Annotated in this window: 24 protein-coding genes; 15 read left to right on the forward strand and 9 right to left on the reverse strand. The window is 71.0% G+C overall.

Features of this window, described 5'->3' with window-relative positions; all coding sequences use genetic code 11:
• Positions 1 to 9: 9 nt before the first annotated feature.
• The 3 genes from ACLQ3F_RS03720 to ACLQ3F_RS03730 form a co-directional block, all read right to left on the reverse strand.
• The gene (locus ACLQ3F_RS03720; protein WP_425846015.1) at positions 10 to 1476 is read right to left on the reverse strand and encodes an aminotransferase class V-fold PLP-dependent enzyme; all 1467 of its coding nucleotides are present in this window, start codon (positions 1474 to 1476) and stop codon (positions 10 to 12) included.
• Complete coding sequence (locus ACLQ3F_RS03725) at positions 1466 to 3151, reverse strand: ATP-binding cassette domain-containing protein (RefSeq protein ID WP_425846018.1); 1686 nt, start codon at positions 3149 to 3151, stop codon at positions 1466 to 1468. The genes ACLQ3F_RS03720 and ACLQ3F_RS03725 overlap by 11 nt, the downstream gene beginning before the upstream one ends.
• Before the next feature lie 112 nt (positions 3152 to 3263).
• Positions 3264 to 3884, reverse strand: coding sequence for a TetR/AcrR family transcriptional regulator (locus ACLQ3F_RS03730; RefSeq protein WP_355006852.1), 621 nt, complete (start codon positions 3882 to 3884; stop codon positions 3264 to 3266).
• Between the two features lie 68 nt (positions 3885 to 3952).
• On the opposite strand from ACLQ3F_RS03730, the gene ACLQ3F_RS03735 reads away from it, so the two are divergent.
• From ACLQ3F_RS03735 to ACLQ3F_RS03780, 10 genes are all read left to right on the forward strand, one after another.
• Positions 3953 to 4669: an SDR family NAD(P)-dependent oxidoreductase gene (locus tag ACLQ3F_RS03735; protein ID WP_425846021.1), complete on the forward strand. Its 717-nt coding sequence runs from the start codon at positions 3953 to 3955 to the stop codon at positions 4667 to 4669.
• A 150-nt stretch (positions 4670 to 4819) separates the two neighbouring features.
• Entirely contained in the window at positions 4820 to 5212 is a 393-nt protein-coding gene (locus ACLQ3F_RS03740) for a PPOX class F420-dependent oxidoreductase (RefSeq protein ID WP_393221251.1), read from the forward strand.
• A 72-nt stretch (positions 5213 to 5284) separates the two neighbouring features.
• Entirely contained in the window at positions 5285 to 6463 is a 1179-nt protein-coding gene (locus ACLQ3F_RS03745) for a glutathione-independent formaldehyde dehydrogenase (RefSeq protein WP_425846024.1), read from the forward strand.
• 542 nt (positions 6464 to 7005) lie between these two features.
• Entirely contained in the window at positions 7006 to 8553 is a 1548-nt protein-coding gene (gene mmsA / locus ACLQ3F_RS03750) for a multiple monosaccharide ABC transporter ATP-binding protein (RefSeq protein ID WP_357207873.1), read from the forward strand.
• Positions 8550 to 9848 (forward strand): multiple monosaccharide ABC transporter permease, encoded by a 1299-nt coding sequence (gene mmsB / locus ACLQ3F_RS03755; protein WP_425846028.1) that lies wholly within the window; start codon positions 8550 to 8552, stop codon positions 9846 to 9848. Before mmsA ends, mmsB begins: the two co-directional genes overlap by 4 nt.
• Before the next feature lie 52 nt (positions 9849 to 9900).
• Complete coding sequence (locus tag ACLQ3F_RS03760) at positions 9901 to 11004, forward strand: sugar-binding protein (RefSeq protein ID WP_357207869.1); 1104 nt, start codon at positions 9901 to 9903, stop codon at positions 11002 to 11004.
• Positions 11005 to 11116: 112 nt separating this feature from the next.
• On the forward strand, positions 11117 to 12379 hold the full coding sequence (locus tag ACLQ3F_RS03765) for an ROK family transcriptional regulator (RefSeq protein ID WP_425846031.1): 1263 nt from the start codon (positions 11117 to 11119) through the stop codon (positions 12377 to 12379).
• Between the two features lie 158 nt (positions 12380 to 12537).
• Positions 12538 to 13503 (forward strand): ATP-binding cassette domain-containing protein, encoded by a 966-nt coding sequence (locus tag ACLQ3F_RS03770; RefSeq protein WP_357263607.1) that lies wholly within the window; start codon positions 12538 to 12540, stop codon positions 13501 to 13503.
• Entirely contained in the window at positions 13500 to 14330 is an 831-nt protein-coding gene (locus tag ACLQ3F_RS03775; RefSeq protein WP_425846035.1) for an ABC transporter permease, read from the forward strand. Before ACLQ3F_RS03770 ends, ACLQ3F_RS03775 begins: the two co-directional genes overlap by 4 nt.
• Positions 14331 to 14400: 70 nt before the next feature.
• A complete protein-coding gene (locus ACLQ3F_RS03780; protein ID WP_425846038.1) occupies positions 14401 to 15489 on the forward strand; it encodes a DNA glycosylase AlkZ-like family protein in 1089 nt (362 codons plus the stop codon).
• Between the two features lie 47 nt (positions 15490 to 15536).
• Here ACLQ3F_RS03780 and ACLQ3F_RS03785 read toward each other — a convergent pair whose 3' ends face one another.
• The 3 genes from ACLQ3F_RS03785 to ACLQ3F_RS03795 form a co-directional block, all read right to left on the reverse strand.
• On the reverse strand, positions 15537 to 16523 hold the full coding sequence (locus tag ACLQ3F_RS03785; protein WP_425846040.1) for an ABC transporter permease: 987 nt from the start codon (positions 16521 to 16523) through the stop codon (positions 15537 to 15539).
• Entirely contained in the window at positions 16520 to 17410 is an 891-nt protein-coding gene (locus ACLQ3F_RS03790) for an ABC transporter ATP-binding protein (RefSeq protein WP_357206278.1), read from the reverse strand. Before ACLQ3F_RS03790 ends, ACLQ3F_RS03785 begins: the two co-directional genes overlap by 4 nt.
• Positions 17411 to 17495: 85 nt before the next feature.
• Positions 17496 to 17903 (reverse strand): GntR family transcriptional regulator, encoded by a 408-nt coding sequence (locus tag ACLQ3F_RS03795; protein WP_357228121.1) that lies wholly within the window; start codon positions 17901 to 17903, stop codon positions 17496 to 17498.
• 263 nt (positions 17904 to 18166) lie between these two features.
• Here ACLQ3F_RS03795 and ACLQ3F_RS03800 point away from each other — a divergent pair, with 263 nt between their 5' ends.
• Positions 18167 to 19435, forward strand: coding sequence for an Nramp family divalent metal transporter (locus tag ACLQ3F_RS03800; protein ID WP_425846043.1), 1269 nt, complete (start codon positions 18167 to 18169; stop codon positions 19433 to 19435).
• 72 nt (positions 19436 to 19507) lie between these two features.
• On the opposite strand, the gene ACLQ3F_RS03805 is transcribed toward ACLQ3F_RS03800, so the two are convergent.
• From ACLQ3F_RS03805 to ACLQ3F_RS03815, 3 genes are all read right to left on the reverse strand, one after another.
• The gene (locus tag ACLQ3F_RS03805) at positions 19508 to 19639 is read right to left on the reverse strand and encodes a hypothetical protein (RefSeq protein WP_425846046.1); all 132 of its coding nucleotides are present in this window, start codon (positions 19637 to 19639) and stop codon (positions 19508 to 19510) included.
• 127 nt (positions 19640 to 19766) lie between these two features.
• Positions 19767 to 20039 carry a hypothetical protein gene (locus ACLQ3F_RS03810; RefSeq protein WP_357206283.1) on the reverse strand — a complete coding sequence of 91 codons (273 nt, stop codon included), beginning with the start codon at positions 20037 to 20039 and terminating at the stop codon, positions 19767 to 19769.
• 266 nt (positions 20040 to 20305) lie between these two features.
• Positions 20306 to 21256 (reverse strand): hypothetical protein, encoded by a 951-nt coding sequence (locus ACLQ3F_RS03815; protein WP_425846048.1) that lies wholly within the window; start codon positions 21254 to 21256, stop codon positions 20306 to 20308.
• A gap of 150 nt (positions 21257 to 21406) precedes the next feature.
• Here ACLQ3F_RS03815 and ACLQ3F_RS03820 point away from each other — a divergent pair, with 150 nt between their 5' ends.
• From ACLQ3F_RS03820 to ACLQ3F_RS03835, 4 genes are all read left to right on the forward strand, one after another.
• Positions 21407 to 22519 (forward strand): hypothetical protein, encoded by a 1113-nt coding sequence (locus ACLQ3F_RS03820; protein WP_425846050.1) that lies wholly within the window; start codon positions 21407 to 21409, stop codon positions 22517 to 22519.
• 29 nt (positions 22520 to 22548) lie between these two features.
• Positions 22549 to 23598, forward strand: a complete 1050-nt coding sequence (locus ACLQ3F_RS03825) for an NAD(P)H-dependent flavin oxidoreductase (RefSeq protein ID WP_425846053.1) — start codon at positions 22549 to 22551, stop codon at positions 23596 to 23598.
• Between the two features lie 67 nt (positions 23599 to 23665).
• Positions 23666 to 24763 carry an SRPBCC domain-containing protein gene (locus tag ACLQ3F_RS03830; protein WP_425846055.1) on the forward strand — a complete coding sequence of 366 codons (1098 nt, stop codon included), beginning with the start codon at positions 23666 to 23668 and terminating at the stop codon, positions 24761 to 24763.
• Positions 24764 to 24776: 13 nt separating this feature from the next.
• Positions 24777 to 25412, forward strand: a complete 636-nt coding sequence (locus ACLQ3F_RS03835; protein ID WP_425846058.1) for a CG0192-related protein — start codon at positions 24777 to 24779, stop codon at positions 25410 to 25412.
• The last annotated feature ends 13 nt before the right edge of the window (positions 25413 to 25425 follow it).

Genomic DNA, 25425 nt, shown 5'->3' on the forward strand with positions numbered 1-25425 from the left:
TCGGGCAGGTCAGCAGCGCAGCCGAGGTGGCAGTGGTGACTCCGTACCGGCACTCCGGTTGAGGTAGGTCGACTGGACGAAGTCGACGAGGCGCTCCGCGTCGGTAGCGGTCGAGGCCAGTCCGAACGAGACGCGGACCGCGCCGCCCGTCGGCAGCCCCAGCGTGGTGAGGTACTGGTCGATCGTGTCGACCCCCGCCAACAGCCGCTGCCGCATCGACGTCCGGCTCATCCCGAACGCGCCCTCGGCCGCGCCCGGATTGCAGAAACAGCCGGTCCGCAGGGAGAGGCCCGCCGCTGCCGCCTCCCGCGCCACGAGCCGTTCGTCGACCAGCGTGCCGTCCGGGTGGCGGAGGTTGAAGGTCACGGTGCCACCGCGCCCCGCGCCCGTCGTCGGCCCGTACACCTGGACCAGCGGCCCGCCGGTGTCGTGCCGCAGGGTGGCCAACCGCGTCAGCAGCCACTCGGTGAGCAGGCCGACCCGGGCGTGGACCAGGTCCACGCCGATCGAGTCGAGCCAGCGCAACCCGAACTCCACGTCCGGGATGCTCAGGAAGTTGAGCGTGCCGTCCTCGAACGCCGACTCGTCGTCCATCGGCCGGTGCCAGTCGCCCTGCACGCTCACCGCGCGGATCGTGCCGCCGGCGAACCACGGCCGGCGCAACCGGGCCAGCGCCGAACGGCGGGCCAGCAGCGCGCCGACCCCGGTGGGGTAGCCGAAGAGCTTGTACCAGCTCAGACAGACGAAATCCGGTCGGACGACGCTGAGGTCCAGCCGGTTCGTCGGCGCGAAGGCGGCCGCGTCGAGCAGCACGTCGTAGCCCTGCTGCTGGGCCAGCTCCACCCAGCCCAGCGGGTGCTGCACCCCGGAGAAGTTGCTCTGCGCCGGGTAGGCGAACAGCCCGTGACGACCGGGCCGGCCCCACCGGCGGGTCAGGCCACCCCGGCCGGCGTCGAGCGCCGCGACCAGCTCCGACTCGGCGATCCGCAGTTCCGGCCCGTTCAGCGGCAGGTAGCGTACGGACGCGCGAGCCGACCGGGCGTACTCACGGATGCCGTTGACCGAGTTGTGGTTGTCCCAGGTGAGCACCAGCGGCGCGGCCCGGCCGAAGTCGTACGCCTCGCCGACCAGCCGGCAGGCGCCACTGGCGTTCGGGGTGAAGATGACCCCGTACTCGTCCGGGTCGGCGCGGAAGAAGTCGAGCACCGCGCGTCGCGCCGACTCCACCAGCGAGCCCGCCGCCACGCTCGTGGGGTTCTCCGAGTGGGGGTTGCTGTAGAGGCCGGCGAGCAACCGGTCGTGGTGGGCGCGAACCTGCGCCTGGGCGGCCACCCCGGCTCCGGCGTAGTCGAGGTACACCTGCCCGCCGGTGTCCAGGTGTCGGTACTCGGTGGCGCGCAGCTCGTCGATCCGGCCCGTGGCGGCGTATCCCGGCAGCGCCGTGGGGGAGGCGGGCGGCATCGGGTCAGGACCCACGACGAGGATCCCGTCGGAGCAGGACCGCCCAGGCCGCGCCCAGGAAGAGCAGCACGAAACCGCCGAGCACCAGCCAGTCGACCCACACCGGCCGGGAGAAGCTGTCGCCGTACGTGGCCAGCAGCGGCGGGCCGAGCGGGGAGCCGCCGTCGCGCCAGAGCCGCTCCACCCCGGCGGTGTGCCCCAGGCCCTCGAACGCCCACCGGTTCGACATCGCGTAGCTGAGCCACTGACCGCCGACCGCCATCGCCGGCACCGGCAGGATCGCGCCGACGAACAGCACCTGTGGGAAGCAGAGCATCGGCAGCAGGAGCGTCGCCTGGGCCGCGTCGGACACGGCCGCCGAGCAGAGCAGACCGAGGGCGAGCGCCGCCGCCGAAGAGAGCAGCAGTGTCGCGTACAGGGCGGCGAAGTCGGCGCCGCCGACCGGCGGCAGCCGGTCCATGCCGCGCAGCACCCCGAGCAGGGCCAGGTCCACCAGGGCCAGCAGCGGCAGCAGCACCGCCACCTTCGCCAACAGGTACGGGACCAGCCGGACCCCGGCCAGCCGCTCCCGGCGCAGGATCGGCAGCTCGGTGCAGATCTGGAGGAGCCCGTAGGTCAGCCCGAAGAAGAAGCCGCCGAACGCGATCCAGAACAGGATCATCACGGTCACCGTCGGGCTGGGTCTGGTCGGCTCGAACGCCCCCGGGCGGAACAGCAGCGCGAACATGCCGAGCACCATCAGCGGCGAGCCGAGCAGGATCGCCAACGTCAGTCGGTTGCGGACGACGATCTCCGTGTTGCGCGCGGTGAGCACCGCCCACTGGCGCAGCCGGCCGATGCGCCGGGACGGCGTCGCGGCGACGTCACCCCCGTCGGGAGTACGGGGCGGCTGTTCGGCCGCGCGCCGCTCGGCGAAGCGATCGGGCCACTCGGCCGGCTGCGTCGCTTCGTCGAGCCGGAGGTGCACCTCGGCCAGGGACCGCAGGCCGAAGAACTCCCGGGCGGCGGTCGGGGTGCCGGTGAACGCCAACCGGCCCTGACGGGTCAGCACGACGACACTGTCGCAGTGGTCCACGTCGGTGACCTGGTGAGTGGTCAGCACGACTGTGGTGCCCGTGTCGGCGAGCGCGCGGAGCACCCGGAGCAGCTCCACGGCGATCGCCGGGTCCAATCCGGAGGTGGGCTCGTCCAGGAAGAACACGCCGGGTCGGGTGAGCAGCTCGACGGCGATGCTGGCGCGCTTGCGTTCACCGCCGCTGAGCAGGCCGACCGGCGTGGTGGCCCGGTCGGTGAGTCGCAGCTCGGCGAGCACCTCCGCGACCCGGTCACTGATCTCGGCCGGCCCGGCGGTGGAGGGCAGGCGCAGTCGGGCCGCGTACCGCAGGGTGCGGGCCAGGGGCAGCTCGCGGTGGATGATGTCGTCCTGGGGAACGACACCGATGGTGCCTGCCGTGGTGTTGCCGTCGTACGTGACGGTGCCCGCCACCGGGCGCTGCACTCCGGAGAGGATCTCCAGCAGGGTGGTCTTGCCGGCGCCGCTGGCACCGATGATCGCGACCAGCTCACCCGGCGCGATGCTCACCGAGATGTCGGTCAGGATCTGGCGACCGCTCCGGACGCTCTGACCCAGCCCCTGAGCGGCGATCCTGACACCGGCACGTGGGGGAGACGTGGTCTGCTCGGTCGTCATGTCGGGTGCTCGATTCCGGTCGGGAGTGGTCCGCCTGAATATCGTGCCTCGCCGATGTTACTGAGCGGCCGCGCAGTGCGCCCGGAGTGGACGGTCAGCGACAGTCGTCCGTTCAGCCGGTGGTGGTCCGTGCCTGTGCCGGCACCTGGAGGAGGTCGAGGCAGTTGCGCCACAGCGTCTCCAGCTGGGTCGGATCGTTGAGCAACTTCGCGAGCAGGACCCGCCCCTCGATCTGCGCGACTATCGATCGGGCGGCCTCCCGGCTGTCGACCGACGGGCCCGCCAGGCCGCGCTCCTTGGCCTCGGCGACGACCTGCTCGATGAGGCCGATCTGCTCCTCGAAGATCTCCTGGAGTCGACCGCGGATCTCCTCGGCCTGGTTGCTCAGTTCGAGGGCGAGGTTGCCGAACAGGCAGCCCGCGACCACTCCGGCTTTCTGCTGGCCGACGCGCTGGACCTCCTCGGTGGCCTCGAACAGGTCCCGGAGTCGCTGTAGCGGGTCGCGCTCGCTGCCGAGCAACTGCTCCCACTGGCGGCGCTGGGTGACCCAGTGCTCGTCGATGACGGTGCGGGCGAGCGCCTGCTTGGACTCGAAGAAGTAGTAGAAGCTGCCCTTCGGCACGCCCGCCGCCGCGCAGATCTCGGCGACCCCGAGCGCCGTGTAGCCGCGCTGCTCGATGAGCGTGGCGGCCGCGTCGAGGATTTTGTTCTTCGCGTCACTGGTCCGACCCATGCTTCGACGATACACGACCGGTCGGCTAGCGTTTAGTCGACCAGTCGTCTAGTGAAGGTGGTTTCCTCATGAACAGCACTCAGGGCCAGAAGGTCGTCGTGATCACCGGCGCTTCCCAGGGCATCGGCGCCGGCCTCGTGGACGCCTACCGCAAGCTGGGGTACGGCGTCGTGGCAACCTCTCGGTCGATCGGCGCGTCCGACGACCCGGAGATCGTCACGGTCCGGGGTGACATCGCCGAGGCCGACACCGCGGAGCGGGTGGTGCGTGCCGCTCTGGACCGGTTCGGGCGGATCGACACCCTGGTGAACAACGCCGGCGTCTTCGTCGCCAAGCCATTCACCGACTACACCGACGAGGACTTCGAGCAGGTCACCGGGGTCAACCTCGCCGGGTTCTTCCACCTCACCCAGCGCGCGATGCCGCACCTGCTGGCCAGCGGGGCCGGTCACGTCGTCAGCATCACGACGAGCTTCGTCGACCAGCCCAACTCGAACGTCCCGTCGGTGCTCGCGTCATTGACCAAGGGTGGCCTCAGCTCGGCGACCAAGTCGCTGGCCATCGAGTACGCCGGTCGCGGTGTCCGGGTCAACGCCGTCGCACCCGGCGTCATCAAGACCCCGATGCACCCGGTCGAGACGCACCAGACGCTCGCGGGTCTGCACCCGGTGGGCCGGATGGGCGAGACGAGCGACGTCGTCGACGCCGTGGTCTACCTCGAGTCCGCACCGTTCGTCACCGGCGAGATCCTGCACGTCGACGGCGGGCAGAACGCCGGTCACTGATCCCTCGGACACCGCGCGGGCCGCAGGTTCGGCTGAAGTGGCGGGCAGATTCGCGCCGCTCGTGTGGATCTGCCCGGCGGCGTTGATCATTCCGTGCGACCGTTGGCGCGTGATCAACACGAGGTTGGTCACCCGGAAGGAGACCCTGCCGTGGATCTGCCCGACGACCTGCTCACGTTGCTGCGCGAGCCGAGCACCTGCTTCGTCACGACGCTGATGCCCGACGGCTCGCCACAGCTCACCCAGACCTGGGTGGACACCGACGGCACGCACATTCTGATCAACACCGTGGAGACCCACCAGAAGACCCGGAACGTCCGGCGGGACCCACGGGTGGCGGTGGCGATCTCCGACCCGCAGAAGCCGGGTCGCTACCACGAGGTCCGGGGACGGGTGGTGCGCACCAGCACCGAGGGCGCCGCCGAGCACATCGACCAGTTGGCGCAGCGTTACCTCGGTGGGCCGTACCCGTGGTTCGGTGGCCAGGACCAGGTCCGGATCATTCTGACCATCGAGCCCGACCGGGTGCGGTCGATGGGCTGACAGTCGGCGGTGGGTATGAATGGCCCGGTCAGGGGAAGACCGGCCGTTCCACCGCGGAACAGGAGAGCCGGGATGAGAGCCGTCGTCTACACGGACGTCCGGACGGTCGCGGTGCGGGAGGTGCCCGACGCGATGCTGGAGGCGGAGACCGACGCGCTCGTCCGGATCACCTCCACCGCCCTGTGCGGTACCGACCTGCACATGTACGACGGACGGACCAGCGCCGAACCCGGCCTGGTGCTCGGTCACGAACCGCTCGGCGTGGTGCAGGAGGTGGGCGCCGCGGTGCAGACCGTCCGGCCGGGGACCCGGGTGGTGATCCCCACGCACCTGTTCTGCGGGACGTGTGTGATGTGTGCCCGCGGGCTCTCGGCGGCCTGTCTACGGGCCCGGGCCGAGGGGCCGGGCGCGGCATACGGGTACGCGGGGATGGGTCCGTACCGGGGCGCGCAGGCCGACCTGCTGCGCGTGCCGTGGGCCGACGCCAACTGCGTGGCCCTCCCGGGCGAGCCGGGGGACGCGTACGAGGACGACTTCGTGCTGCTCGCCGACGCGTTCGTCACCGGGTGGCATGCCGCCGCCTCCCTCGCCGAGGTGGAGCCCGGTGACACCGTGGCGGTGTTCGGCGCGGGCACCATCGGTCTGCTGGGCGCCTACGCGGCGCTGCTCCGAGGCGCGCGGGTCGTGTACTCCGTCGACGGGGTCGACGCCCGACTCGACAAGGCCGGCGAGATCGGCGCCGTGCCGATCGACTTCCGCCGGGGCGACCCGGTCGAGCAGATCCGCGCCGACCGGGCCCGGACCGGGCTGCCGCTCGGCGAGGAGAAACTGGGTGGGGTCGACAAGGTCATCGACGCGGTCGGGTTCCAGGCCCGAAACCGGGAGCACCCCGCTCGGGAGCGTCCGAACCAGGTGATCGCCGACGCGGCCCGGCTGGTCAACCCCGCCGGTGCGATCGCGGTCGCGGGCGTCTATCCGGACCGGGACCCGCACCCCGGTCCCGGCGCGGACGGTCACGAGAACCTGGTCGCGCCCTGGGGTGCGCTGTTCAGCAAGGGGGTCGCGGTCCGCTTCGGTCGCACCCACGACCGCCGCTACACGGTCCTGCTGCGGGACCTGGTGGTCGCCGGTCGGGCACGGCCCAGCGTGATCGTCACCCACCACGGCACTCTGGCCGACGCCCCCGACTTGTACCGCCGCTTCGACCGCCGGGAGGACGGGGTGATCAAGGCGGTGCTGCGCCCGTCCTGAGCCGTCGACGCGGGAGGGGCGGTGGCGCAACCGGCCCGATCCGCGCTTAAGGGACGTTAAGTCGCACGTCCCCCTCCTGGTCGCGCACCTGACGAGACGATCACCGTCGATCGGGCCTCAGGACCGAGGCGTGGGTCACACCGTCGGCCATCGGTCGTCGTCGCGTCGTGGGTGCGACGTCGGCGTCCTGGTCGAATCACGATCACTCGATGACGACGAGACCGCCCGCCCGCCGCTCGCGCTCGGCCGGTAGTGGATCGTGCCTGGTGGCGGGCCTGTCGAGGATGATCCGAGCTGATCGCGCCGTCGCGCTACATTTGACAACGTTGCCACCGGCAGGCCAAGGTGCCCGAAGGGGCTCCTGAGGTAGCAGTGACAGGCGAATACTCTGCTACGTCTATATTGCCGGATTGTTACTTTTTCAACAGTCCCTCGCCTTGCGGATGGCCCTCCGGCCGCAATACGTTGCCGTCAACAACAAAACCAAGTGAAGGTTCAACCTTCCGGAGGCAACCGATGACGTTGGCGAGGTGGTACGAGCAATGAGCAACGTGCCGACCCTCCTTGAGATGCGCTCCATCACCAAGGAGTTCCCCGGAGTCAAGGCCCTCTCCGACGTCAACCTGGTGGTTCGCGCCGGCGAGATCCATGCCATCTGCGGCGAGAACGGTGCGGGCAAGTCCACCCTGATGAAGGTTCTCAGCGGGGTCTACCCACACGGCACCTACGACGGCAAGATCATCTACCAGGGGTCGGAGAGCAAGTTCTCCGACATCCGGGCCAGTGAGAACGCCGGCATCGTGATCATCCACCAGGAGCTCGCGCTCATTCCAGGGATGTCGATCGCCGAGAACATCTTCCTCGGCAACGAACCGCGCAAGCGGGGCGCGATCGACTGGAAGGCCGCGAACCGGATGGCGCTGGACCTGATGGCCCGGGTCGGTCTGGAAGAGGACCCAGACACCCTGATCAAGGACATCGGGGTCGGCAAGCAGCAGCTCGTCGAGATCGCCAAGGCGTTCGCCAAGGACGTGAAGCTGCTCATCCTCGACGAGCCCACCGCGGCGCTCAACGAGGCCGACTCCAAGCACCTGCTGGACCTGCTGCGCGGGTTCCGCTCCCGCGGCATCACCTCGATCATGATCTCGCACAAGCTGAACGAGATCGAGGCGATCGCCGACCAGATCACCATCCTGCGCGACGGCCGGACCGTGGAGACCCTCGACGTCAAGGCGGACGGGGTCGACGAGGACCGGATCGTGCGGGGCATGGTCGGCCGCGAGTTGAGCAGCCGGTTCCCGGACCACACCCCGAAGATCGGCGACGTCTTCTTCGAGGTCCGCGACTGGAACGTCCGGCACCCGATCTCCGCCGAGCGGCAGGTCTGCAAGAACGAGAGCTTCGTGGTGCGCCGCGGCGAGATCGTCGGCTTCGCCGGTCTCATGGGCGCGGGCCGCACGGAACTCGCGATGAGTGTCTTCGGCCGCTCCTACGGGGTGTTCGAGTCGGGCACGATCATCAAGGACGGCAAGGAGATCGTCCTGAAGTCGGTGGCGGATGCCATCGACAACGGCCTCGCCTATGTCAGCGAGGACCGCAAGGCGATCGGCCTCAACCTGCTCGACGACATCAAGACGTCGACGGTGGCCGCCAAGCTGTCCAAGATCACGCACCACGGCGTCCTGAACGAGGTCGAGGAATACCAGGCGGCTGAGTCGTACCGCAAGGAGTTGCGGACCAAGGCCCCGACGGTCGACGAGAGCGTCTCGAAGCTCTCCGGCGGCAACCAGCAGAAGGTCGTCCTGGCCAAGTGGATGTTCACCGACCCGGACCTGCTGATCCTCGACGAGCCGACGCGCGGCATCGACGTGGGTGCCAAGTACGAGATCTACGGCATCATCCAGCGGCTCGCCGACCAGGGGAAGGGCGTCATCGTCATCTCCTCGGAGCTGCCTGAGCTGATCGGGCTGTGCGACCGCATCTACACCGTGTTCGAAGGCGCCATCACGGGCGAGATCGCCCGGGCCGACGCCACCCCGGAAACCCTCATGAAGCAGATGACCTCTACGAAGAAGATGGCCACACGATGAGCCGATTGAAGGACCTTCAGAAGAACCTGTTCGGAGGCACCACCTCCAACGCTCGCCAGTTCGGAATGATCTTCACCCTGGTGGCGATCGTCGTCCTGTTCCAGATCCTGACGGACGGCCTCACCCTGCGGTCGGACAACCTGATCGCGCTGTTCCAGCAGAACTCGTACATTCTGATTCTGGCCATCGGCATGCTCATGGTGATCGTGGCCGGGCACATCGACCTCTCGGTCGGCTCCGTCGCGGCCTTCGCCGGCATCCTGGTCGCCAAGTCGATGACCGAGTGGGACCTTCCCTGGCCCGCTGCCATCGTGTTCGGCCTCGCCATCGGCGCGGCGATCGGCGCCTGGCAGGGCTTCTGGGTGGCCTACATCGGGGTGCCGGCGTTCATCGTCACCCTGGCGGGCATGCTGCTCTTCCGGGGCGGCAACCAGTTCATCGGTAACGCGAGCACCGTCCCGGTGCCGGAGGGCTTCCGGGAGATCGGCTCCGGCTTCCTGCCCGAGTTCGGCCCGAACACCGGCTACAACAACGCCACGCTGCTCCTCGGCCTGGCCGCGGCATTGGCGGTGGTGTGGCGGGAGATCCAGGCCCGCAAGACCCGACGGGCGATGGACGCCGACCCGGCACCCATGTGGATCTCCATCCTGCGGATGGCCATCATGGTCGGCGTGATCGCCTTCGCGGCGCTGCGCTTCGCCAGCGGTCGCGTCGGCACCAGCTTCCCGATCTCCGGCATCATCCTGCTGGTCCTGGTCATCGCGTACTCCTTCTACACCCGCAACACGGCCGGTGGCCGGCACATCTACGCGGTGGGCGGCAACTCCCGGGCGGCCGAGCTGTCCGGTGTGAAGCTCAAGCGGGTCAACTTCTTCGTCATGATGAACATGTCCGTCCTGGCTGCCCTGGCCGGCATGATCTTCGTGGCCCGTTCGGCGGCCTCCGGACCGCAGGACGGCAACGGCTGGGAACTGGACGCCATCGCCGCCGTCTTCATCGGTGGCGCGGCCGTCGCCGGCGGTATCGGCACCATCAGCGGCTCCATCGTCGGTGGTCTCGTCATGGCCGTGCTCAACAACGGCCTCCAGCTCATGGGTGTCGGCACCGACCGCGTCCAGATCATCAAGGGTCTGGTCCTGCTGCTGGCCGTCGCGATCGACGTCTACAACAAGAGCCAGGGGCGCTTCTCCATCATCGGGAGCCTGATGCGGCCGTTCCGCCGCGAGGACTCCGTCCCACCCGCCTCACCGCCGGACGCGGAGCGCGAGCCCGCCAAGGCAGCGGTGTCCGGCTGACGGCCACCGACCTCTCTACCCGCCTCACCATCCAGAAAGGCAAGTCCTCACCATGCGTAAATTCTTCGGCACTTCGGTGGTGGCCATCAGCGCCGCCGCGATGCTGGCCCTCGCCGGCTGCGGTTCCGGCCGCGACGGCGACAGCGGCTCCGGCGGCGAGGCCGCCAAGGGCTTCCCGGCGAACTCGCTGATCGGCGTGGCCCTGCCGGCCAAGACCTCGGAGAACTGGGTCCTCGCCGGTGACCTGTTCAGCAACGGTCTCAAGGAGGCCGGCTTCCAGGGTGACGTGCAGTACGCCGGCGCGTCGACCACTGTCGCCGACCAGCAGGCTCAGATCACCGCCATGGTCACCAAGGGCGCCAAGGTCATCGTGATCGGCGCGACCGACGCCGCGCAGCTGTCGACCCAGGTCGCGGCGGCCCACACGGCCGGTGTGAAGGTCATCGCCTACGACCGGCTCATCACGAACACCCCGGACCTCGACTACTACGTCGCCTTCGACAACTTCAAGGTCGGCCAGCTCCAGGGCCAGGCCCTGCTGGACGGCATGAAGGCCAAGAAGCCGAACGGCCCGTACAACATCGAGCTGTTCTCCGGCTCGCCGGACGACAACAACGCCGGTGTCTTCTTCAACGGCGCGATGGACGTGCTCAAGCCGGAGATCGACAAGGGCAACGTCGTCGTCGCCTCGGGTCAGAAGGACGTCAAGCAGACCGCCATCCAGGGCTGGAAGGCCGAGGGTGCGCAGGCCCGCATGGACCAGCTGCTGACCTCGACCTACGGCAACAAGGAGCTGGACGGCGTCCTCTCCCCGAACGACACGCTGGCCCGCGCCATCCTGACCTCGGTCAAGGGTGCTGGCAAGCCGACCCCGGTCGTCACCGGCCAGGACTCCGAGGTCGAGTCGGTCAAGTCGATCGTCAAGGGCGAGCAGTACATGACGATCAACAAGGACACCCGCAACCTGGTGAAGGAGACCATCAACATGGTCAAGGCTCTCCAGGCCGGCGACCAGCCGCAGGTGAACGACACCAAGTCCTACAACAACGGCAGCAAGGTCGTCGACACGTACCTGCTCCCGCCGGTCGCCGTCACCAAGGCGAACGCGGCTGAGGCGTACGCCAACGACCCGAAGCTCGCGCCGCTCACCAAGTAATCACCGCACGGTAGGTAGCAACGCCGATGGGTCCCGGGTCTCCTCTACCGGGACCCATCGTCGTCCCTGCACCCCCGCACCAACCGGCCTCGACCCGGAAGGAGGTCTGACCGTGGCGACACCAGTACGGGCCAGGCCAGCCGGCGTCGGCCGCAACGCGGAAACCCCGCTGCCGGCGCTCCCCGGCGCCAGCCAGGAGGAGATCCGGCGGCAGAACCTCGGCGCTGTGCTGCGCTACGTCCACCTGCACGGACCGACGTCCCGCGCCGAGCTGACCAGCCGGCTCGGCCTCAACCGAAGCACCATCGGCGCCCTCGCGGCCGACCTGGTCACCAGCGGCCTGGTCACCGAGGAGGTGCCGGCCACCACCCGCCGCGCCGGCCGACCCTCACTCGTGGTCAGCCCTCGCTCCGACCGGGTCTACGCACACGCGTTGAGCATCGACGCGGACCGGCTGCGTGCCGCCCGGGTCGGCCTGGGCGGGCAGATCCTCGATCTGCGGGAGATCCCTCGCCCCAGCGGCATGTCGGCGATCGACGCCGTCGGACCCCTCGGCGACCTGGTCCGTGACATGGAACGCTCGGTGGCCGGCGACGGCCTGCTGGTCGGCGGCGCCGCGGCGGTCACCGACACCACCCGCGACCCGGACGGCAGGCTCCGGATCGCCAGCATCGACGAAACGCTCGGCGTCGCGCTGGAGGCGGAGTTCAGCACCGGGCCTGGTTTCGTCGCCGGGGACCTGGCGGACATCGCCGGCCTGGCCGAGCACGCCAGGGGCGTCGCGGTCGGCATCGACGACGTCATCTACCTGCACGGAGACCTGGGCATCAGCGCCGGCATCATCGTCGGCGGCCGACTGGTGATCGGCCACCGGGGCCACAGCGGCAAGGTCGGCCACATGGTCGTCAACCCCAACGGCCTGCCGTGCGGCTGCGGTTCACGCGGCTGCTGGGAAACCGAGATCTCCGAAGCCGCGCTGTTGCGGCACGCCGGCCGTGATCCGAGCGACCGCGCGGCGGTGGCCGAGGTCCTGCGCGCCGCGGCTGCCGGCGACCCGACCGCTCGCGCGGCGGTCGAGCAGGTGGCGGACTGGCTCGGTTTCGGCGTGGCGAACCTGGTCAACGTGGTCAACCCGGACGCCGTGGTGTTCGGTGGCTCGCTGCGCGACATCTTCACCGCCGGTGCGGACGTGGTCCGGGACCGGCTCGACACCATGCCACTGCCCGCCTCCCGCGAGCACCTGCGGTTGCGCGCGGCGGCGCTCGGCCGCGACGCCGTTCTGATCGGCGCCGCCGAGTTGGCGTTCGACAAACTCCTGGCCGACCCGTTGAACGTCGGTGTCGTGGGCCAGGTCGGGACCGCCGACCCCGAGTAGCCGCGACTTCCCACCGGCGTGTGATCCAACGTCTGCCGCGACGCTCTCCGCCGGCACCGTTCTGCCCCCCATTCGATCGGGCCTTCATGGGCGTTCCCGTACGCGCTATCGTACGTCGTACGGTAACGGGGACACGGTTTCAGGAGGGGAGCGCTCTGATGACAGGAGCCGACGCGATAGTGGCGCACGGGCTGCGCAAGCGGTATCGGGACCGGTACGCGCTGGACGGGTTCGACCTGCGGGTGCCGCGGGGGACCGTGTGCGGCCTGCTCGGCCCGAACGGGGCCGGCAAGACCACCTCGGTACGGATCCTCACCACCCTGCTCCGACTCGACGAGGGTCGTGCCGAGGTGGCCGGCTTCGACGTGACCAACCAGGCCGATCAGGTGCGCTACCGCATCGGGCTGGTAGGACAGCATCCCGCGCTCGACGAGGCGCTGAGCGGCCGGCAGAATCTGGTTCTCTTCGGCCGGCTGTTCCACCTGGGCCGCCGCCGGGCCCGTCAACGGGCGGTCGAGCTGCTGGAACGCTTCGGTCTCGCCGACGCCGCCGAGCAGCCGGTCAGCACGTACTCCGGCGGCATGCGCCGACGGCTCGACCTGGCGGCCGGCATGATCCTGGCCCCCGCGGTTCTCTTCCTCGACGAGCCCACCACCGGGCTGGACCCGCGTGGCCGCAACGAGGTGTGGGAGTCGGTCCGGGAGTTGGTGCGTACCGGCACCACAGTGCTGCTGACCACCCAGCAACTGGACGAGGCCGACCAACTCGCCGACCGGATCTCGGTGGTCGAGGCCGGCCGGGTGATCGCCGAGGGAACTCCGGACGACCTCAAGACCCGGCTCGGCGGCGATCGCATCGAGGTGGTCGTCGCGGCGCCGACCGACCTTGCCGCCGCCGTCGCCCAGATACGCCGGGCGGCCGACGACGAACCGACTGTCGACGTGGACCGACGGATGGTGAGCGTCCGGGTCGGCCACCAGGCCGGTGCGCTCGTCGACGTGTTGCGGGCACTCGACGCCGTGAACGTCCCGGTGGCGGACGTCGCGCTGCGCCGCCCAACCCTGGACGACGTGTTCCTGCACCTCACCGGTCACCGGGCGGCGACCGCGGAGGTGGCGGCATGAGCGCGGTGAGCATGCCGGCCCGGCCGGTGGATCTGACGCCCGGCCGGCCCACCCTCCTGGCCGACAGCGGCACGTTGATCTGGCGCGCCCTGGCCCGGTGGCGACGCGATCCCGGCCCGCTGGTCGCGTCGCTCGGCTTCAACATCCTGATCGTGCTGATGTTCGCCTACCTGTTCGGTGGCGCGTTGCAGGTGCCCGGCGGTGGGAGCTACCGAGAGTTCCTGATGCCGGGCATGTTCGTGATGACGATGGTCTTCGGCATCAGTCTCACCACGATCGCCGTTGCCGAGGACCTGGAGCGCGGGGTGACCGACCGGCTCCGATCGATGCCCGTCTCACCGCTGGCGCCGCTGGCGGCCCGGGCGGTGGCCGACATGCTGTTCGCGCTCGTCACCCTCGGGGTCCTGCTGCTGACCGGTCTCGCGATCGGGTGGCGGGCACACGGTGGGGTCGGTGCCACGCTGGCGGCGGTGGGGTTGATCCTGCTGCTGCGCTTCGCCCTGATCTGGGTCGGCATCTTCCTCGGGTTGGTCACCCGCGGGCAGACGGCCGTGGTGGCCGTGCAGACCCTGGAGTTTCCGCTCGGCTTCCTCTCCAACGCGTTCGTCGCACCGTCCACAATGCCCGTCTGGCTCGGTGCGGTGGCCGCGTGGAACCCGCTGTCGGCGACCGTCGGTGCCACCCGTGAGCTGTTCGGCAACCCCGGTTGGGGCGGCGACTCCTGGGCGGCCCAGCACTACCCGGTGCTGGCGGTGCTCTGGCCGCTCGTTCTGGTCGCGGTCTTCCTGCCGCTCTCGGTGGTCCGGTACCGACGGCTGGCCGGCTGAGCCCGGAACGGACGTGGGGTTCGACTCTCCGGGCCCGATCGGTGTCGGTGGTCGTCGTTAGGCTCACGGCGTGGATGTGCACCGACTCGATCGGGCCCAGGCGCGGCGGATCGCCATCCGGGCCCAGCTGCTGGCCGCTCCGCGTCCGACCGACCTGCTGACCGTGGTCCGCCAGTTGACGCTGGTGCAGATCGACCCGACCGCTGCCGTCGCGCCCAGCGCCGACCTCGTCTGCTGGAGCCGGCTCGGCTCGTCGTACCAGCCGGCGCACCTGCGCGAGGCCCTCGAACGGGACCGGACGCTGTTCGAGCACCACGCGATGGTGCGACCGATGGATGACCTGGGGCTCTTCCTCGCCGAGATGGCGGCCTCGCCCGGTCATGATCGTCACCGCGAGTGGCTGCGCGTCAACGACTCGTTCCGGCGCGACGTGCTCGACCTGCTCGGCCGCCGTGGCCCACTGCTCTCCCGTGACATCCCGGACACCTGCGTCGTGCCCTGGCCGTCCTCCGGTTGGACGAACAACCGCAACATCACCCAGATGCTGGAGTTTCTGGTCCTGCGCGGCGAGGTCGCGATCGCGGGCCGCCAGGGGCGGCAGCGGCTCTGGGACGTCGCGGAGCGGGTCTATCCGTCCGGGGTTCCCGTCATCGAGCTGGAGCAGGCGCGCCGGCTTCGCAACGAGCGACGGCTGCGGGCTCTGGGCATCGCCCGGCGGAAGGCGGTCATCGTTCCCGGAGAGCCCGCCCAGGTCGGTGACGCGGGGGAGCCGGCGGTGATCGAGGGCGTCGTGGGGGAGTGGCGGGTGGATCCGGCCGCGCTCGGGCAACCCTTCACCGGGCGTACGGCGTTGTTGTCGCCGTTCGACCGGCTGGTGCACGATCGGGTCCGCCTGGCCGACCTCTTCGAGTACGAGTACGTGCTGGAGATGTACAAGCCCAGGGCGAGTCGACGGTGGGGCTACTTCGCGCTGCCGATCCTGCACGGCGACCGGCTGGTCGGAAAGGTGGACACCACTGCCGATCGGCGGCGCGGCATGTTCACCGTGCACGCCATCCACGAGGACGTGCCGTTCGCCCCGGAGGTGACCCGGGCCGTGCACGAGGAGGTGCGCGACCTGGCGTCCTGGCTGTCGCTCACCGTCGAGGGTCTGCCCTGACGGGTGATCGCCGAGCCCCGTGGCCCCGGCGATCACCCGTCGTCGAGCTACGCGATCCGGCGCACCCGGCGAATGGCGAGGTAGAGCAGCAGGAAGGCCAGAGCGACGAAGATGCCGGTCTCGATGCCCTGGAACAGCCAGAACCGGTCCGCCGGTTGGTAGAGCTGCCAGTTGTACGCGCCCGGTTCGAGGCCCAACTCGGCCCCGCAGACCCGACCGTCCGGCCCCTTACCGCCCGTTGGGCACTGGATCCGGCCGTCCGAGATCAACTCTCCGTCGGGGTTACGGATGCCCTGGGCGAGGACCCAGTCCCCCCGGCTGATCTCCGGCGGCCCTTCCCCCTCGATGGGGAAGGTCTGGGTGCGGGCCGGCTGGTAGTGCGGTCGGGCCAGGATCGCCACAGCCGCTCGTACCCCGATGTACCCGGCGAGGGTGATGCCCATGGCGGGCAGCATCCGCTTCGAGATGGTGCCGACGAAGACGCCGAGCGCGACGGCGAAGAGGGTGTAGCCGATCGGAGCGACGCCCTGAAGGTCGAAGACGATCACGCCGAACCGACCCTCGAACGCCGCCTGGGTGAGCGGGTCGACCCACCACGACATGCCCAGCCCGTAGACCGCCGCGAGGAGCACGACCGCCGTGCCCACCAGCCCGAACTTCACCACGGCCCAGCGGGTCCGACCGACGCCCTGGGTCCAGACGAACCGGTGCGTGCCCTGCTCCACCTCGCGGGCGACGAGCGGGGCACCCCAGAACAGGCCGACAAGCGCCGGCAGGGTGATCAGCAGTACGGCCACCAGGTTCAGGCTGCCGTACTTGTTGCTGAAGCGGTGGAACCCCGCGTCGCAGGTCTCCCGGGTCGCCTGCGCCACGTCGGCGCGGGCGAGTTGGCTGGCACAGTCGGTCAGTCCGAGGTCGGCGAAGGTGTGCCGCATCGCGATGCCGATCGGTACCAGCAGGGCGGCGAGCGCGGCGAGCGCCAGCAGCGTGTAGAACGCCTGCTTGCGGTGTTGCCGCCAGGTCAACCAGATCATGCTGCTACCCCCCACTCGCTGTGACTGGTCTTCGTGGTGCCGTCGGCCAGGTATGCCAGCACGACGTCCTCCAGGCTCACCTCGCGGACCGTCCAGGCCGGATCGGTGACCGGCCCGTTGGCGCGGACCAGCAGAGTGGACTGCCGGTCGGTGTGGCTGGCCCGGATCACTGCGGCGACGCCCCCGATGACGCCGCCGTCGTGTCGTGGCCCGACGAGCTGCCGGTGCTCGGCGACCAGGTCGTCGACCGCGCCGGTGAGCTGCACCTGGGAGGCGTTCAGCACGATCAGGTAGTCACAGACCCGTTCCAGGTCGGCCAGCAGGTGCGAGGAGAGCAGGACGGTGGTGCCCGACTCCGCGACGCTGCCCATCAGCGACTGGAGGAACTCCCGTCGCGCCAGCGGGTCGAGGCTGGCGACCGGCTCGTCGAGCAGCAGCAGTCGGGGCTGCTTCGCCAGCGCCAGAGCCAGCGCGACCTGGGCCCGTTGACCGCCGGAGAGCTTGCCGACCGGCTTGTCCGGCGGGATGCCGAGCTGCGCCAGCCGCTGGCGGGCCAACGCCGCGTCCCACCGCTTGTTCAGCTTGCCGCCGGCGATGACCAACTCGGCCGCCGTGAAGTCCCGGTACAGCGGGGTGTCCTGGGCGACGAAGCCGATGTCGGCCAGGCCCTCGGTGTCGCCGTACGGGGATCGGCCGAACACCCGGACCGCACCGGCATCGGGCTTGAGCAGCCCGACGGCCAGGTGCAGCAGCGTGCTCTTACCCGCGCCGTTCGGCCCGACCAGCGCGGCGATCCGGCCGGCCGGCAGATGCAGCGAGCAGTCCCGCAACGCCCAGGTGCTGCCGTACCGCTTGCCGAGCCGGTCTGCTTCCAAGACCATGTCCATCCCTTGTCCTCTCGTTCCGTTCACGCCACCGCTTCGCGGTCGCGCGAGCGCTCGTGGTGCCTGATGGTTCGTTCGCCCTGCTCGCTCACGCGCGTTCCGGCTGTGGGGCGTCGTCGGCGAGGGTGGCGCGCAGCGTCGTCTCCACCAGGGCGATGACGTCCTCCGCCGTGAGGCCGGCCGCCTGCGCCCGGTGCAGCCACGCGACCAGGTCGTCGCGCAGCTCGGCCTGGTTGGGCAGGGACGCGCTGGCCAGCGTGCGCTGGACGAACGTGCCCACCCCGGGTCGGCCGCCGACCAGACCCTCGATCTCCAACTCCCGGTACGCCTTCAGCACCGTGTTCGGGTTGATCGCCAGGGATTGCGCGACGTCCCGGACCTTCGGCAACTGGTCGCCCGGCGTCAGCAGGCCAACCCGTAGCGCCTGTTTCACCTGCTGCACGAGCTGCATGTAGGTGTTCACCTTCGACCGGCTGTCCAGTACGAACTCGATCACTCCCGATGATCCTTCCTGTTGTCCTACGACAGTAGGACTAATAGACAGCTTCATCGGTGGCCCACCGGCTGTCAAGCCCGAAGGGGCACGTTCTGTTCGGGCGCGGCGCGTCTCGCCCGGCGCGCCGCGTTGCGTGCCGGCGGGGGCATCGAGTCCTGCCAGGCGGGCCGACCCAGGTGGCACCGGCAGGCCACCGGTTGGCACCCGAGGGTCAGCACGGGGGGAAGGGACCGGCAGCGATCCGCGTGGACGGGAGGTGTTCGATGGTCACCAACGAACTGACGACGTCGAGGGCGACTCCACTACAGGCCGCTCGCGCCCGGGGCCGCGTACGCGGGCGGTTGATCCTGCTCGGCCCGGCGTTCGTCGCCGCCGTCGCGTACGTCGACCCCGGCAACTTCGCCACCAACTCCGCCGCCGGGGCCCGCTACGGCTACCTGCTGGTCTGGGTCGTGGTGGTGGCGAACCTGATGGCGATGCTGGTGCAGACGCTCACCGCGAAGCTCGGGCTGGCCACCGGGCGCAGCCTGCCCGAGCTGTGCCGGGAACGCCTGCCCCGACCGCTGAACCGGGTGATGTGGGTGCAGGCCGAGTTGGTGGCCATGGCCACCGACCTGGCCGAGGTGATCGGTGGCGCCGTCGCCCTGTACCTGCTCTTCGGCATTCCCCTGCTGCCCGGCGGGATCATCATCGGCACTGCCGCCTTCGCCGTGCTGGCGTTGCGCTCACGCGGGTACCGCGCCTTCGAGATCGCCATCGCCGTCCTGCTCGGCGTGATCGTGCTGGCCTTCGCCGCCAACCTGCTCGCCTCCGGCTCCGATCCCGGCTCGGCCATGGCCGGCATGGTGCCGCGCCTACAGGGCACCGACAGCGTGCTGCTGGCCGCCGGCATCCTCGGCGCGACAGTCATGCCGCACGTCATCTACGTGCACTCCGCGCTCACCCGCGATCGCATCCCTGCCGCCGACGACGGCGAGCGTCGGATCCTGTTCCGCGGCCAGCGCACCGACGTGCTGCTCGCCCTGAGCGCCGCCGGCGCGGTCAACCTCGCCATGCTGCTGATCGCCGCGGCGAGCTTCCGTGGTGGCGGCCCGGGTGGCGCGGAGAGCCTGGAAGGGGTGCACGCCGGGCTCGGCCAGACCATCGGGACCGCCGCCGCGTTCGGCTTCGCCGTCGCACTGCTGGTCTCGGGGCTCGCCTCCACGAGCGTCGGCACCTACGCCGGAGAGGTGATCATGCAGGGCTTCCTGCGGCGGCGGATACCGCTGCTGCTGCGTCGGCTGGTCACCCTGCTGCCCGCGTTGGCCGTGCTCGCCATCGGCCTCGACCCGACCCGGGCGCTCGTGCTGTCCCAGGTCATCCTCAGCTTCGGCATCCCGTTCGCACTGATCCCGGTGGTCGCCTTCACCCGCCGACGCGACCTGATGGGCAACCTGGTCAACCACCCGCTGACCACCGCCGCCGCGTCCCTGGTGGCCGTGCTGGTGGTCGCGCTGAACGCCTTCCTGCTCTGGCAGGTCGTCGCCGGGTGAGTAGCCCGATCACGCGTGAACAACCCCGTCAACCAGATCGACCGACAACGGCTCGGCTGGTCAGGCTGGGGCTCACGGGTTCACGACCCGGTAGGAGCCGGAGCGCACGTCGTCCGGCAGGGCGGGACCGCTGGTGCTCCAGCCGAACGTGTCGCGCGCCTTGTGGGAGGTGATGCCCGCCGAGGATCCGAGCAACGCGGCCATCGCCCCGATGCATGCAGCCACCGATTCGCAACAGCAGCAGGCCGCAGCCGTCGCCACTACCTCGATGTCGTACTGAACGGGATCCGGACCCGCTGAGCGCCGGGGGATCGAAGTCTGACCTGACGCGTCACGTCCGACGGCCCTCGTCACGGACGGGAATCTCCTGGAGCTGTTCGAGGGCGTCCGCCGGGTTGGCGTCGGCAGGCAGGGACGTCACCTCCTCCAGCGTGCCCGCCGGAAGGGCGCCCTGCTCGGCCAGGTCCGCCTCGGACGCTTCGGGGTCGACGTCACCCGACACCCGGTCCGGCGGCCCGACGTCGAACGCGTCCTGTCGTTGCTCCTGGGCATCCGCCTCCGGAGGAGGAAACGTTTCGCCCTGATCGTCCCGGTACGTACTCATCGGAGCCTCCCACCCGGCGGGTGTCGACATGCCGCCGGGCCGCTGCCTACCCGCCAGCGCCCCAGTCAGGCCGGCACGCCAGCGGAGATCTCGGCAGTTTCCGGGACAGTGCTGCCTCCGCAGCGGCGGAAGCAGCACCATCCCGGTGGTTGCGCGGATCTTGAGAGGGGTATCGCGTCATGCGCGCCGGCAGTGGCCGGCGGTCGGCGTCCGTACCGTGGTGGGTGACCCCAGGTCGCGCAGGCAGGTGACACCGGCCGTGACGGTCAGCGGGCCGGCGTGCCGGCCCGGCGGGTACCGGCGGCCAGCCCCAGCGCCAGCAGCACGCACACCGCGCCGACCAGGAAGAGCAGCGACGCGGCCGGCTGGCCCAGCCACTCCCAGTACGGGTGCCAGGCCGGGTGCGGTTCGCCGAGGTGGTGCGACAGCAGGGACGGGACGCTCAGCGGCAGCGGCAGCCACCACAGCACCGTGGCCACACCCATCAGACCGTTCACAGTGCCGCGGCTGCGGCGTCCCTCGGTGCGTCGGCTGACCCAGCCGAAGACCAGCCAACCGGCCACCGCGCCCAGCACCGTGCCGAGCACCCCGGCGGGGACCACCAGGGGTGGCGGCGCGCGGTGCAGCTCGACCGAGAGGTAGTTGGCGTCGACGGCTGTCTGCGAGGAGATCGAGGCGTTCAGGATGGTGTCGCCACGTCGGGCGGTCAGCGCGGTGTCGATGACCGCCCGCGGGGTGGCGCACATCTTGTCCGCGCAGGTCACGCGGTCGGAGACCTGTGGGTCGTACACCCGCCAGCCGGCACCGGTCAGGCGCTCCCGGGCCACCGTGACGATCTGCTCGGCGGGCGCCGGTGGCGCGCCGAGGGCGCCGGCGCCGGTGGCGCTCTCCTGGTACTCGCCGCCGTCACCGAGCACCAGGGTCTTGACCGTCGACAGGCGCAGCGCGTGCCCGTAGACGACGAAGAGCGCCGGCGGGGTGTCGATCTCGCCGAGGTCGTGGCCGGGAAAGACCTCGGTGAGGATGGCGGCGGCCTCGGCCCGGTCGGGTTGCGGTCGGGAGGTCTCCCAGGCGGCCCGGCTGGCCAGGGCGCCGGTGAAGAGGCCGCAGACGACAGCGGTGAGCGGCACCCAGGCGACGGCGGCGCCGCTGGCTGGCCGGCCGAGGCGGCGCAGCAGCCGCCGTGCGAACCGGGTGGCCGGCGCGGTGTCGCTCACGGACATGTCCACCCCCGGCGTGAAGATCAGGCGGAGCGACAGTACATCGACCAGGGGTCCCGGCGCGTCCCCCCGATCACCACCGACCGTGGCCGGGATCGGCCAGGATGGGCGGGTGGCCGGTCACGGCCGCGACGAGGAGGGTGGGCGATGCGGGTACGTGGACGGTTGACCTGGGGGCGGCGTGCTCGTGCGGGGGCGGTGGTGACCGCGTTGCTCGCGGGCGTGCTGCCGCCGGCCGTGGTGCTGGTGCCGGGCGCTGCCACGGCAGGCGCGGCAGCGGGGACGCCGGTCTGCCAGGTGCGCGACGACCGGCTGCGCGAGATCTCCGGGATGGTAGCCACCGACGACGGGTACGTGGTGATCAACGACGGGGCCGACGACGAGGCCCGCCGCCGGATCTTCTACCTCGACCAGCGCTGCGCCGTGGTGCGCACCGTCTCCTTCCCGTCCCGGCCCCGCGACACCGAGGACCTGGCCATCGGCCGGGACGGCACCGTCTGGGTGGCCGACATCGGTGACAACGACCGCTCCCGGCCGACGGTCGGCGTGTGGCGGCTGGCACCGGGGGCGAAGCAGCCGGTGCTGCACCGGATGACCTACCCGGACCGTCCGCACGACGCCGAGGCGCTGCTGCTCGACGCCTCCGGTCGGCCGCTGATCGTCACCAAGGGCGGCAGCGGCACTGTCTTGCTCTACGCGCCTGCCACCGCGTTAAGGCCGGACGCGACGACGCCGCTGACCGCGCTCGGTCAGGTGACAGTGCCCTCGACCACGACCAGCAACCCGTTCTCGTTCCTGGGGCGCGGCGTGATCACCGGCGCGGCCAGCGCGCCGGACGGACGGCGGGTGGTGCTGCGCAGCTACGCCGACGCCTTCGAGTACGACGTCCCCGACGGCGACGTGGTCCGCGCGTTGACCACCGGCACCCCGCGGATCACCCCCTTGCCGGACGAGCCCCAGGGCGAGTCGATCACCTACAGTCGCGACGGCCGGTCGTTGCTGACCGTCTCCGAGTCCGCCGGTCAGCCAGCCGGCACCCGCTCGACGATCCTGCGCTACCCGGCGACGGCCACCACTGTCACCGCCGTGCCCTCCACGGAGTCCGTCGACCCGGTGTCGCCCACGGCGGTCCGTCCGGCTGCCGGAGCGGCCGGCGCAGGGGGTGGGCGGGCCTGGCCGCTGGCCCTCGGCGCGGGGACACTGCTGGTCCTGCTCGGGTTCGGCGGCGTGCTGTGGTGGAGACACACCGCGCGCCGCTGAGCGGGCCGGCGCTGCGGCAGGATGGGGGGATGTCCGTCCTGTCCACGTTGCGCCACCCGATCATCGCCGCCCCGATGGCTGGTGGCCCGTCCACGCCCGCGCTGGTGGCCGCCGTGTCCGCCGCGGGTGGGCTGGGCTTCCTCGCCGCCGGGATGATCGACACCGGCCGGCTGCTCGCCGACGTCGCCGAGGTCCGCTCGCGTACCGATCGGCCGTTCGGTGTGAACCTCTTCCTGCCCGACCCCGGCGGCGTCGACGAGGCCGCCGTCCGGGCGTACGCCGAACGGCTCGCCCCGCAGGCCGCGCAACGCGGCGTGAGCCTGGGCGAGCCGGTGGGCGGCGACGACGCGTACCCGGAGAAGCTGGCCGCGCTGCTCGCGGACCCGGTCCCGGTCGTGTCCTTCGTGTTCGGGTTCCCCGATCGGGCGGCGGTCACCGCCCTGCGCGAGCGGGGCACCGAGGTGTGGGCCACCGTCACCCGCCCGGACGCCGCGACCGCCGCCGCCGACCTGGGTGTGGACGCGGTGGTGGTGCAGGGCACCGAGGCCGGTGGGCATCGCGGTGGTCTGCCGGACGACGACGACTACGGGTTGCTGCCGCTGCTCCGGCTGACCGCCGCCCGCTGCGACCGGCCGTTGGTGGCCGCGGGTGGCCTCGTCGACGGCCCCTCGGTGGCCGCCGTGCTGGCCGCCGGCGCTGCCGCCGCGCAACTCGGCACGGCCTTCCTGCGCTGCCCGGAGGCGGGCAGTTCGCCGATGCACCGGGCGGCGGTGGCCGGTGCCGCACCGACCGCGTTGACCCGGGCGTACACCGGTAAGCGGGCCCGTGGCGTGGCCAACGACTTCCTGCGCGAGCACGACGCGGTGGCACCGCGTGGTTACCCCCAGGTGCTGCACCTGACGCGGCCCCTGCTCGCCGCCGCCCGGCGCGACGCGGACGCATCGGTGGCCAACCTGTGGGCCGGGCAGGCGCACCCGCTGGCCCGGGACGTGCCGGCGGCGCAGGTGGTCGCCGAGGTGAGCGCAGACGCCCGTGCCGCGCTGGCCACAGTGGTCGAGCGGTCCAGCCGCTGGGGCTGACCAGGCCGTCGGCAACCGGCTCGGGCGGGCGGGACAGGCCGGGCGGGCAACCCGTTAGAGTCTCGCCGTGATCGAGATCGGTGCGCAGGTCGAGCTGTCCCACCCGGCTGAGCGGGTCTGGCGCGCCCTGACCGATCGGGAGTTGCTCGGCCGGTGGTTCGCCGAGGCCGAGATGGTCGAGGGCGTACCGGACCGGGTGCTGCTGCGCACCGCCGGCCTGCCCGGCTTCCAGGCCGATGTCGAGGTCGAGGTCACCGAGCGGCAGGAGCCGGACCTGCTCGTGCTGGCCTGCGACGAGGCCGGTCGGCTCAGCGAGGTGACCTGTGACGTCACGGCCACGACTCAGGGCTGCCGGCTGGAGGTGCGGGAGGTCACCACGCACGGCGGGTGGTCGGTCGAGCAGCAGAAGCCACGCGAGCAACAGCTCCGGCAGGCGCTGACGGTACGACTGCCGGCAATTCTCGACTGGCTCGCCTTCCAGCAGGTCGACCTGAGCCGGGCCGACGGTGGGATGACCGCGGAACTGCCGCTGATCGGCGTACGCGGCAGGGCCGGCCGCAACCCCCGTCGGCGTCGCACGGTGGTCGCCGTGGTCGCCGGGGCCGTGCTGCTGGCGGGGACGGCGGCATGGGTGACGTTGCCGCGCGACTCGAAGCCGGTCGCCGCGCCAGCAGCGACCGCGACCGCGTCCGCGTCGCCGACCGCGACGGCCGGCAGGGCGACGGGCGTCTCCACGGCGACCCCCTCGGCGCGCCCCTCCCGGGCCACCGCATCGGCGACCACCCGGCCGAGCCGGACCCCGTCGGCGAAGCCCTCGCTGACGCCCACGTCGGCGGCGCCACCTCCGCCACCGGCGCCCGTCACGGCCCGCTACGAGACCGAATCCGACCGACTGTTCGGCTACACCGGAGAGATAGTGGTCGGCAACCCCGGCGGCGCACCGGTGGCGGACTGGGCAGTGGTGGTCACCCTCGCCGAAGGCACCACTGTCGACGACGTCGAGGGCGCGAACTGGCGACAGGACCGACGGGTGATCACCTTCACCGGAGCCGCCGTGGCGGCCGGGGGATCCCAGACGATCAGCTTCGACGTCCGCGACAGTCGGCCGAACGCCCGGGAGCCGGAGAGCTGCACGATCGGCGGGCAACCCTGCGCGGGCCTCTGACTAGGCTGCCGTCATGGCATTGCTGCACAGGGCGACCCTGCATCCCACGAAACTGGACCTGCTGACGGCCTGGCTGCCCACCCGACAGTGGTACGCCGGACCGACCGGTGTCGAGGTGGTGAGCCGGGGCGCCTACCGCTTCGACGACCCGGCCGGCGAGGTCGGCATCGAGACGATGCTGGTCGGCACCCCCGACGGGCCGGTCCACCATGTTCCGCTCACCTACCGCGCCGCGCCCCTCGACGGTGCGGACGGCTGGCTCGTCGGCACCACCGAGCATTCGGTGCTCGGCAAGCGCTGGGTGTACGACGGCTGCGTCGACCCGGTCTACGCGGCCGCGCTCGCCCACGCGATCCTCACCGGCAGCGGTCAGGCGGAGCAGTACTTCGAGGTCGACGGCCGACGAGAGGTGCGTGAACCGACGGTGACGGTCGTCGTCGACGGCACCGCCGCCGCCCAGGTACCGGCCGTCGGCGCGGTGCGACGGGTGGTCGAGGAGGACCGCACGCTCATCGCCACCGACACCGTCGAGCTGATCGTCGTGCGCCGGCCGGGGGCCGGGGTCGACGGGTCGACCGGGGGCACGCTGAGCGGCAGTTGGGACGGTCAGTCCACGACCGTTCCGCTGGCGTACGCCAGGACGCGCTGATCCGTGTGCGGTG

This window comes from Micromonospora sp. DT15, from assembly GCF_049841475.1.
Classification (GTDB): domain Bacteria; phylum Actinomycetota; class Actinomycetes; order Mycobacteriales; family Micromonosporaceae; genus Micromonospora.

Bases quoted from the DNA above. Each gene is read 5' to 3' on its own strand.
- ACLQ3F_RS03725 (WP_425846018.1), bottom strand. From the start codon at position 3,151: ATGACGACCGAGCAGACCACGTCTCCCCCACGTGCCGGTGTCAGGATC.
- ACLQ3F_RS03730 (WP_355006852.1), bottom strand. From the start codon at position 3,884: ATGGGTCGGACCAGTGACGCGAAGAACAAAATCCTCGACGCGGCCGCC.
- ACLQ3F_RS03735 (WP_425846021.1), top strand. From the start codon at position 3,953: ATGAACAGCACTCAGGGCCAGAAGGTCGTCGTGATCACCGGCGCTTCC.
- ACLQ3F_RS03745 (WP_425846024.1), top strand. From the start codon at position 5,285: ATGAGAGCCGTCGTCTACACGGACGTCCGGACGGTCGCGGTGCGGGAG.
- mmsA (WP_357207873.1), top strand. From the start codon at position 7,006: ATGAGCAACGTGCCGACCCTCCTTGAGATGCGCTCCATCACCAAGGAG.
- mmsB (WP_425846028.1), top strand. From the start codon at position 8,550: ATGAGCCGATTGAAGGACCTTCAGAAGAACCTGTTCGGAGGCACCACC.
- ACLQ3F_RS03760 (WP_357207869.1), top strand. From the start codon at position 9,901: ATGCGTAAATTCTTCGGCACTTCGGTGGTGGCCATCAGCGCCGCCGCG.
- ACLQ3F_RS03770 (WP_357263607.1), top strand. From the start codon at position 12,538: ATGACAGGAGCCGACGCGATAGTGGCGCACGGGCTGCGCAAGCGGTAT.
- ACLQ3F_RS03775 (WP_425846035.1), top strand. From the start codon at position 13,500: ATGAGCGCGGTGAGCATGCCGGCCCGGCCGGTGGATCTGACGCCCGGC.
- ACLQ3F_RS03785 (WP_425846040.1), bottom strand. From the start codon at position 16,523: ATGATCTGGTTGACCTGGCGGCAACACCGCAAGCAGGCGTTCTACACG.
- ACLQ3F_RS03790 (WP_357206278.1), bottom strand. From the start codon at position 17,410: ATGGACATGGTCTTGGAAGCAGACCGGCTCGGCAAGCGGTACGGCAGC.
- ACLQ3F_RS03800 (WP_425846043.1), top strand. From the start codon at position 18,167: ATGGTCACCAACGAACTGACGACGTCGAGGGCGACTCCACTACAGGCC.
- ACLQ3F_RS03805 (WP_425846046.1), bottom strand. From the start codon at position 19,639: ATGGCCGCGTTGCTCGGATCCTCGGCGGGCATCACCTCCCACAAGGCG.
- ACLQ3F_RS03810 (WP_357206283.1), bottom strand. From the start codon at position 20,039: ATGAGTACGTACCGGGACGATCAGGGCGAAACGTTTCCTCCTCCGGAG.
- ACLQ3F_RS03820 (WP_425846050.1), top strand. From the start codon at position 21,407: ATGCGGGTACGTGGACGGTTGACCTGGGGGCGGCGTGCTCGTGCGGGG.
- ACLQ3F_RS03825 (WP_425846053.1), top strand. From the start codon at position 22,549: ATGTCCGTCCTGTCCACGTTGCGCCACCCGATCATCGCCGCCCCGATG.
- ACLQ3F_RS03835 (WP_425846058.1), top strand. From the start codon at position 24,777: ATGGCATTGCTGCACAGGGCGACCCTGCATCCCACGAAACTGGACCTG.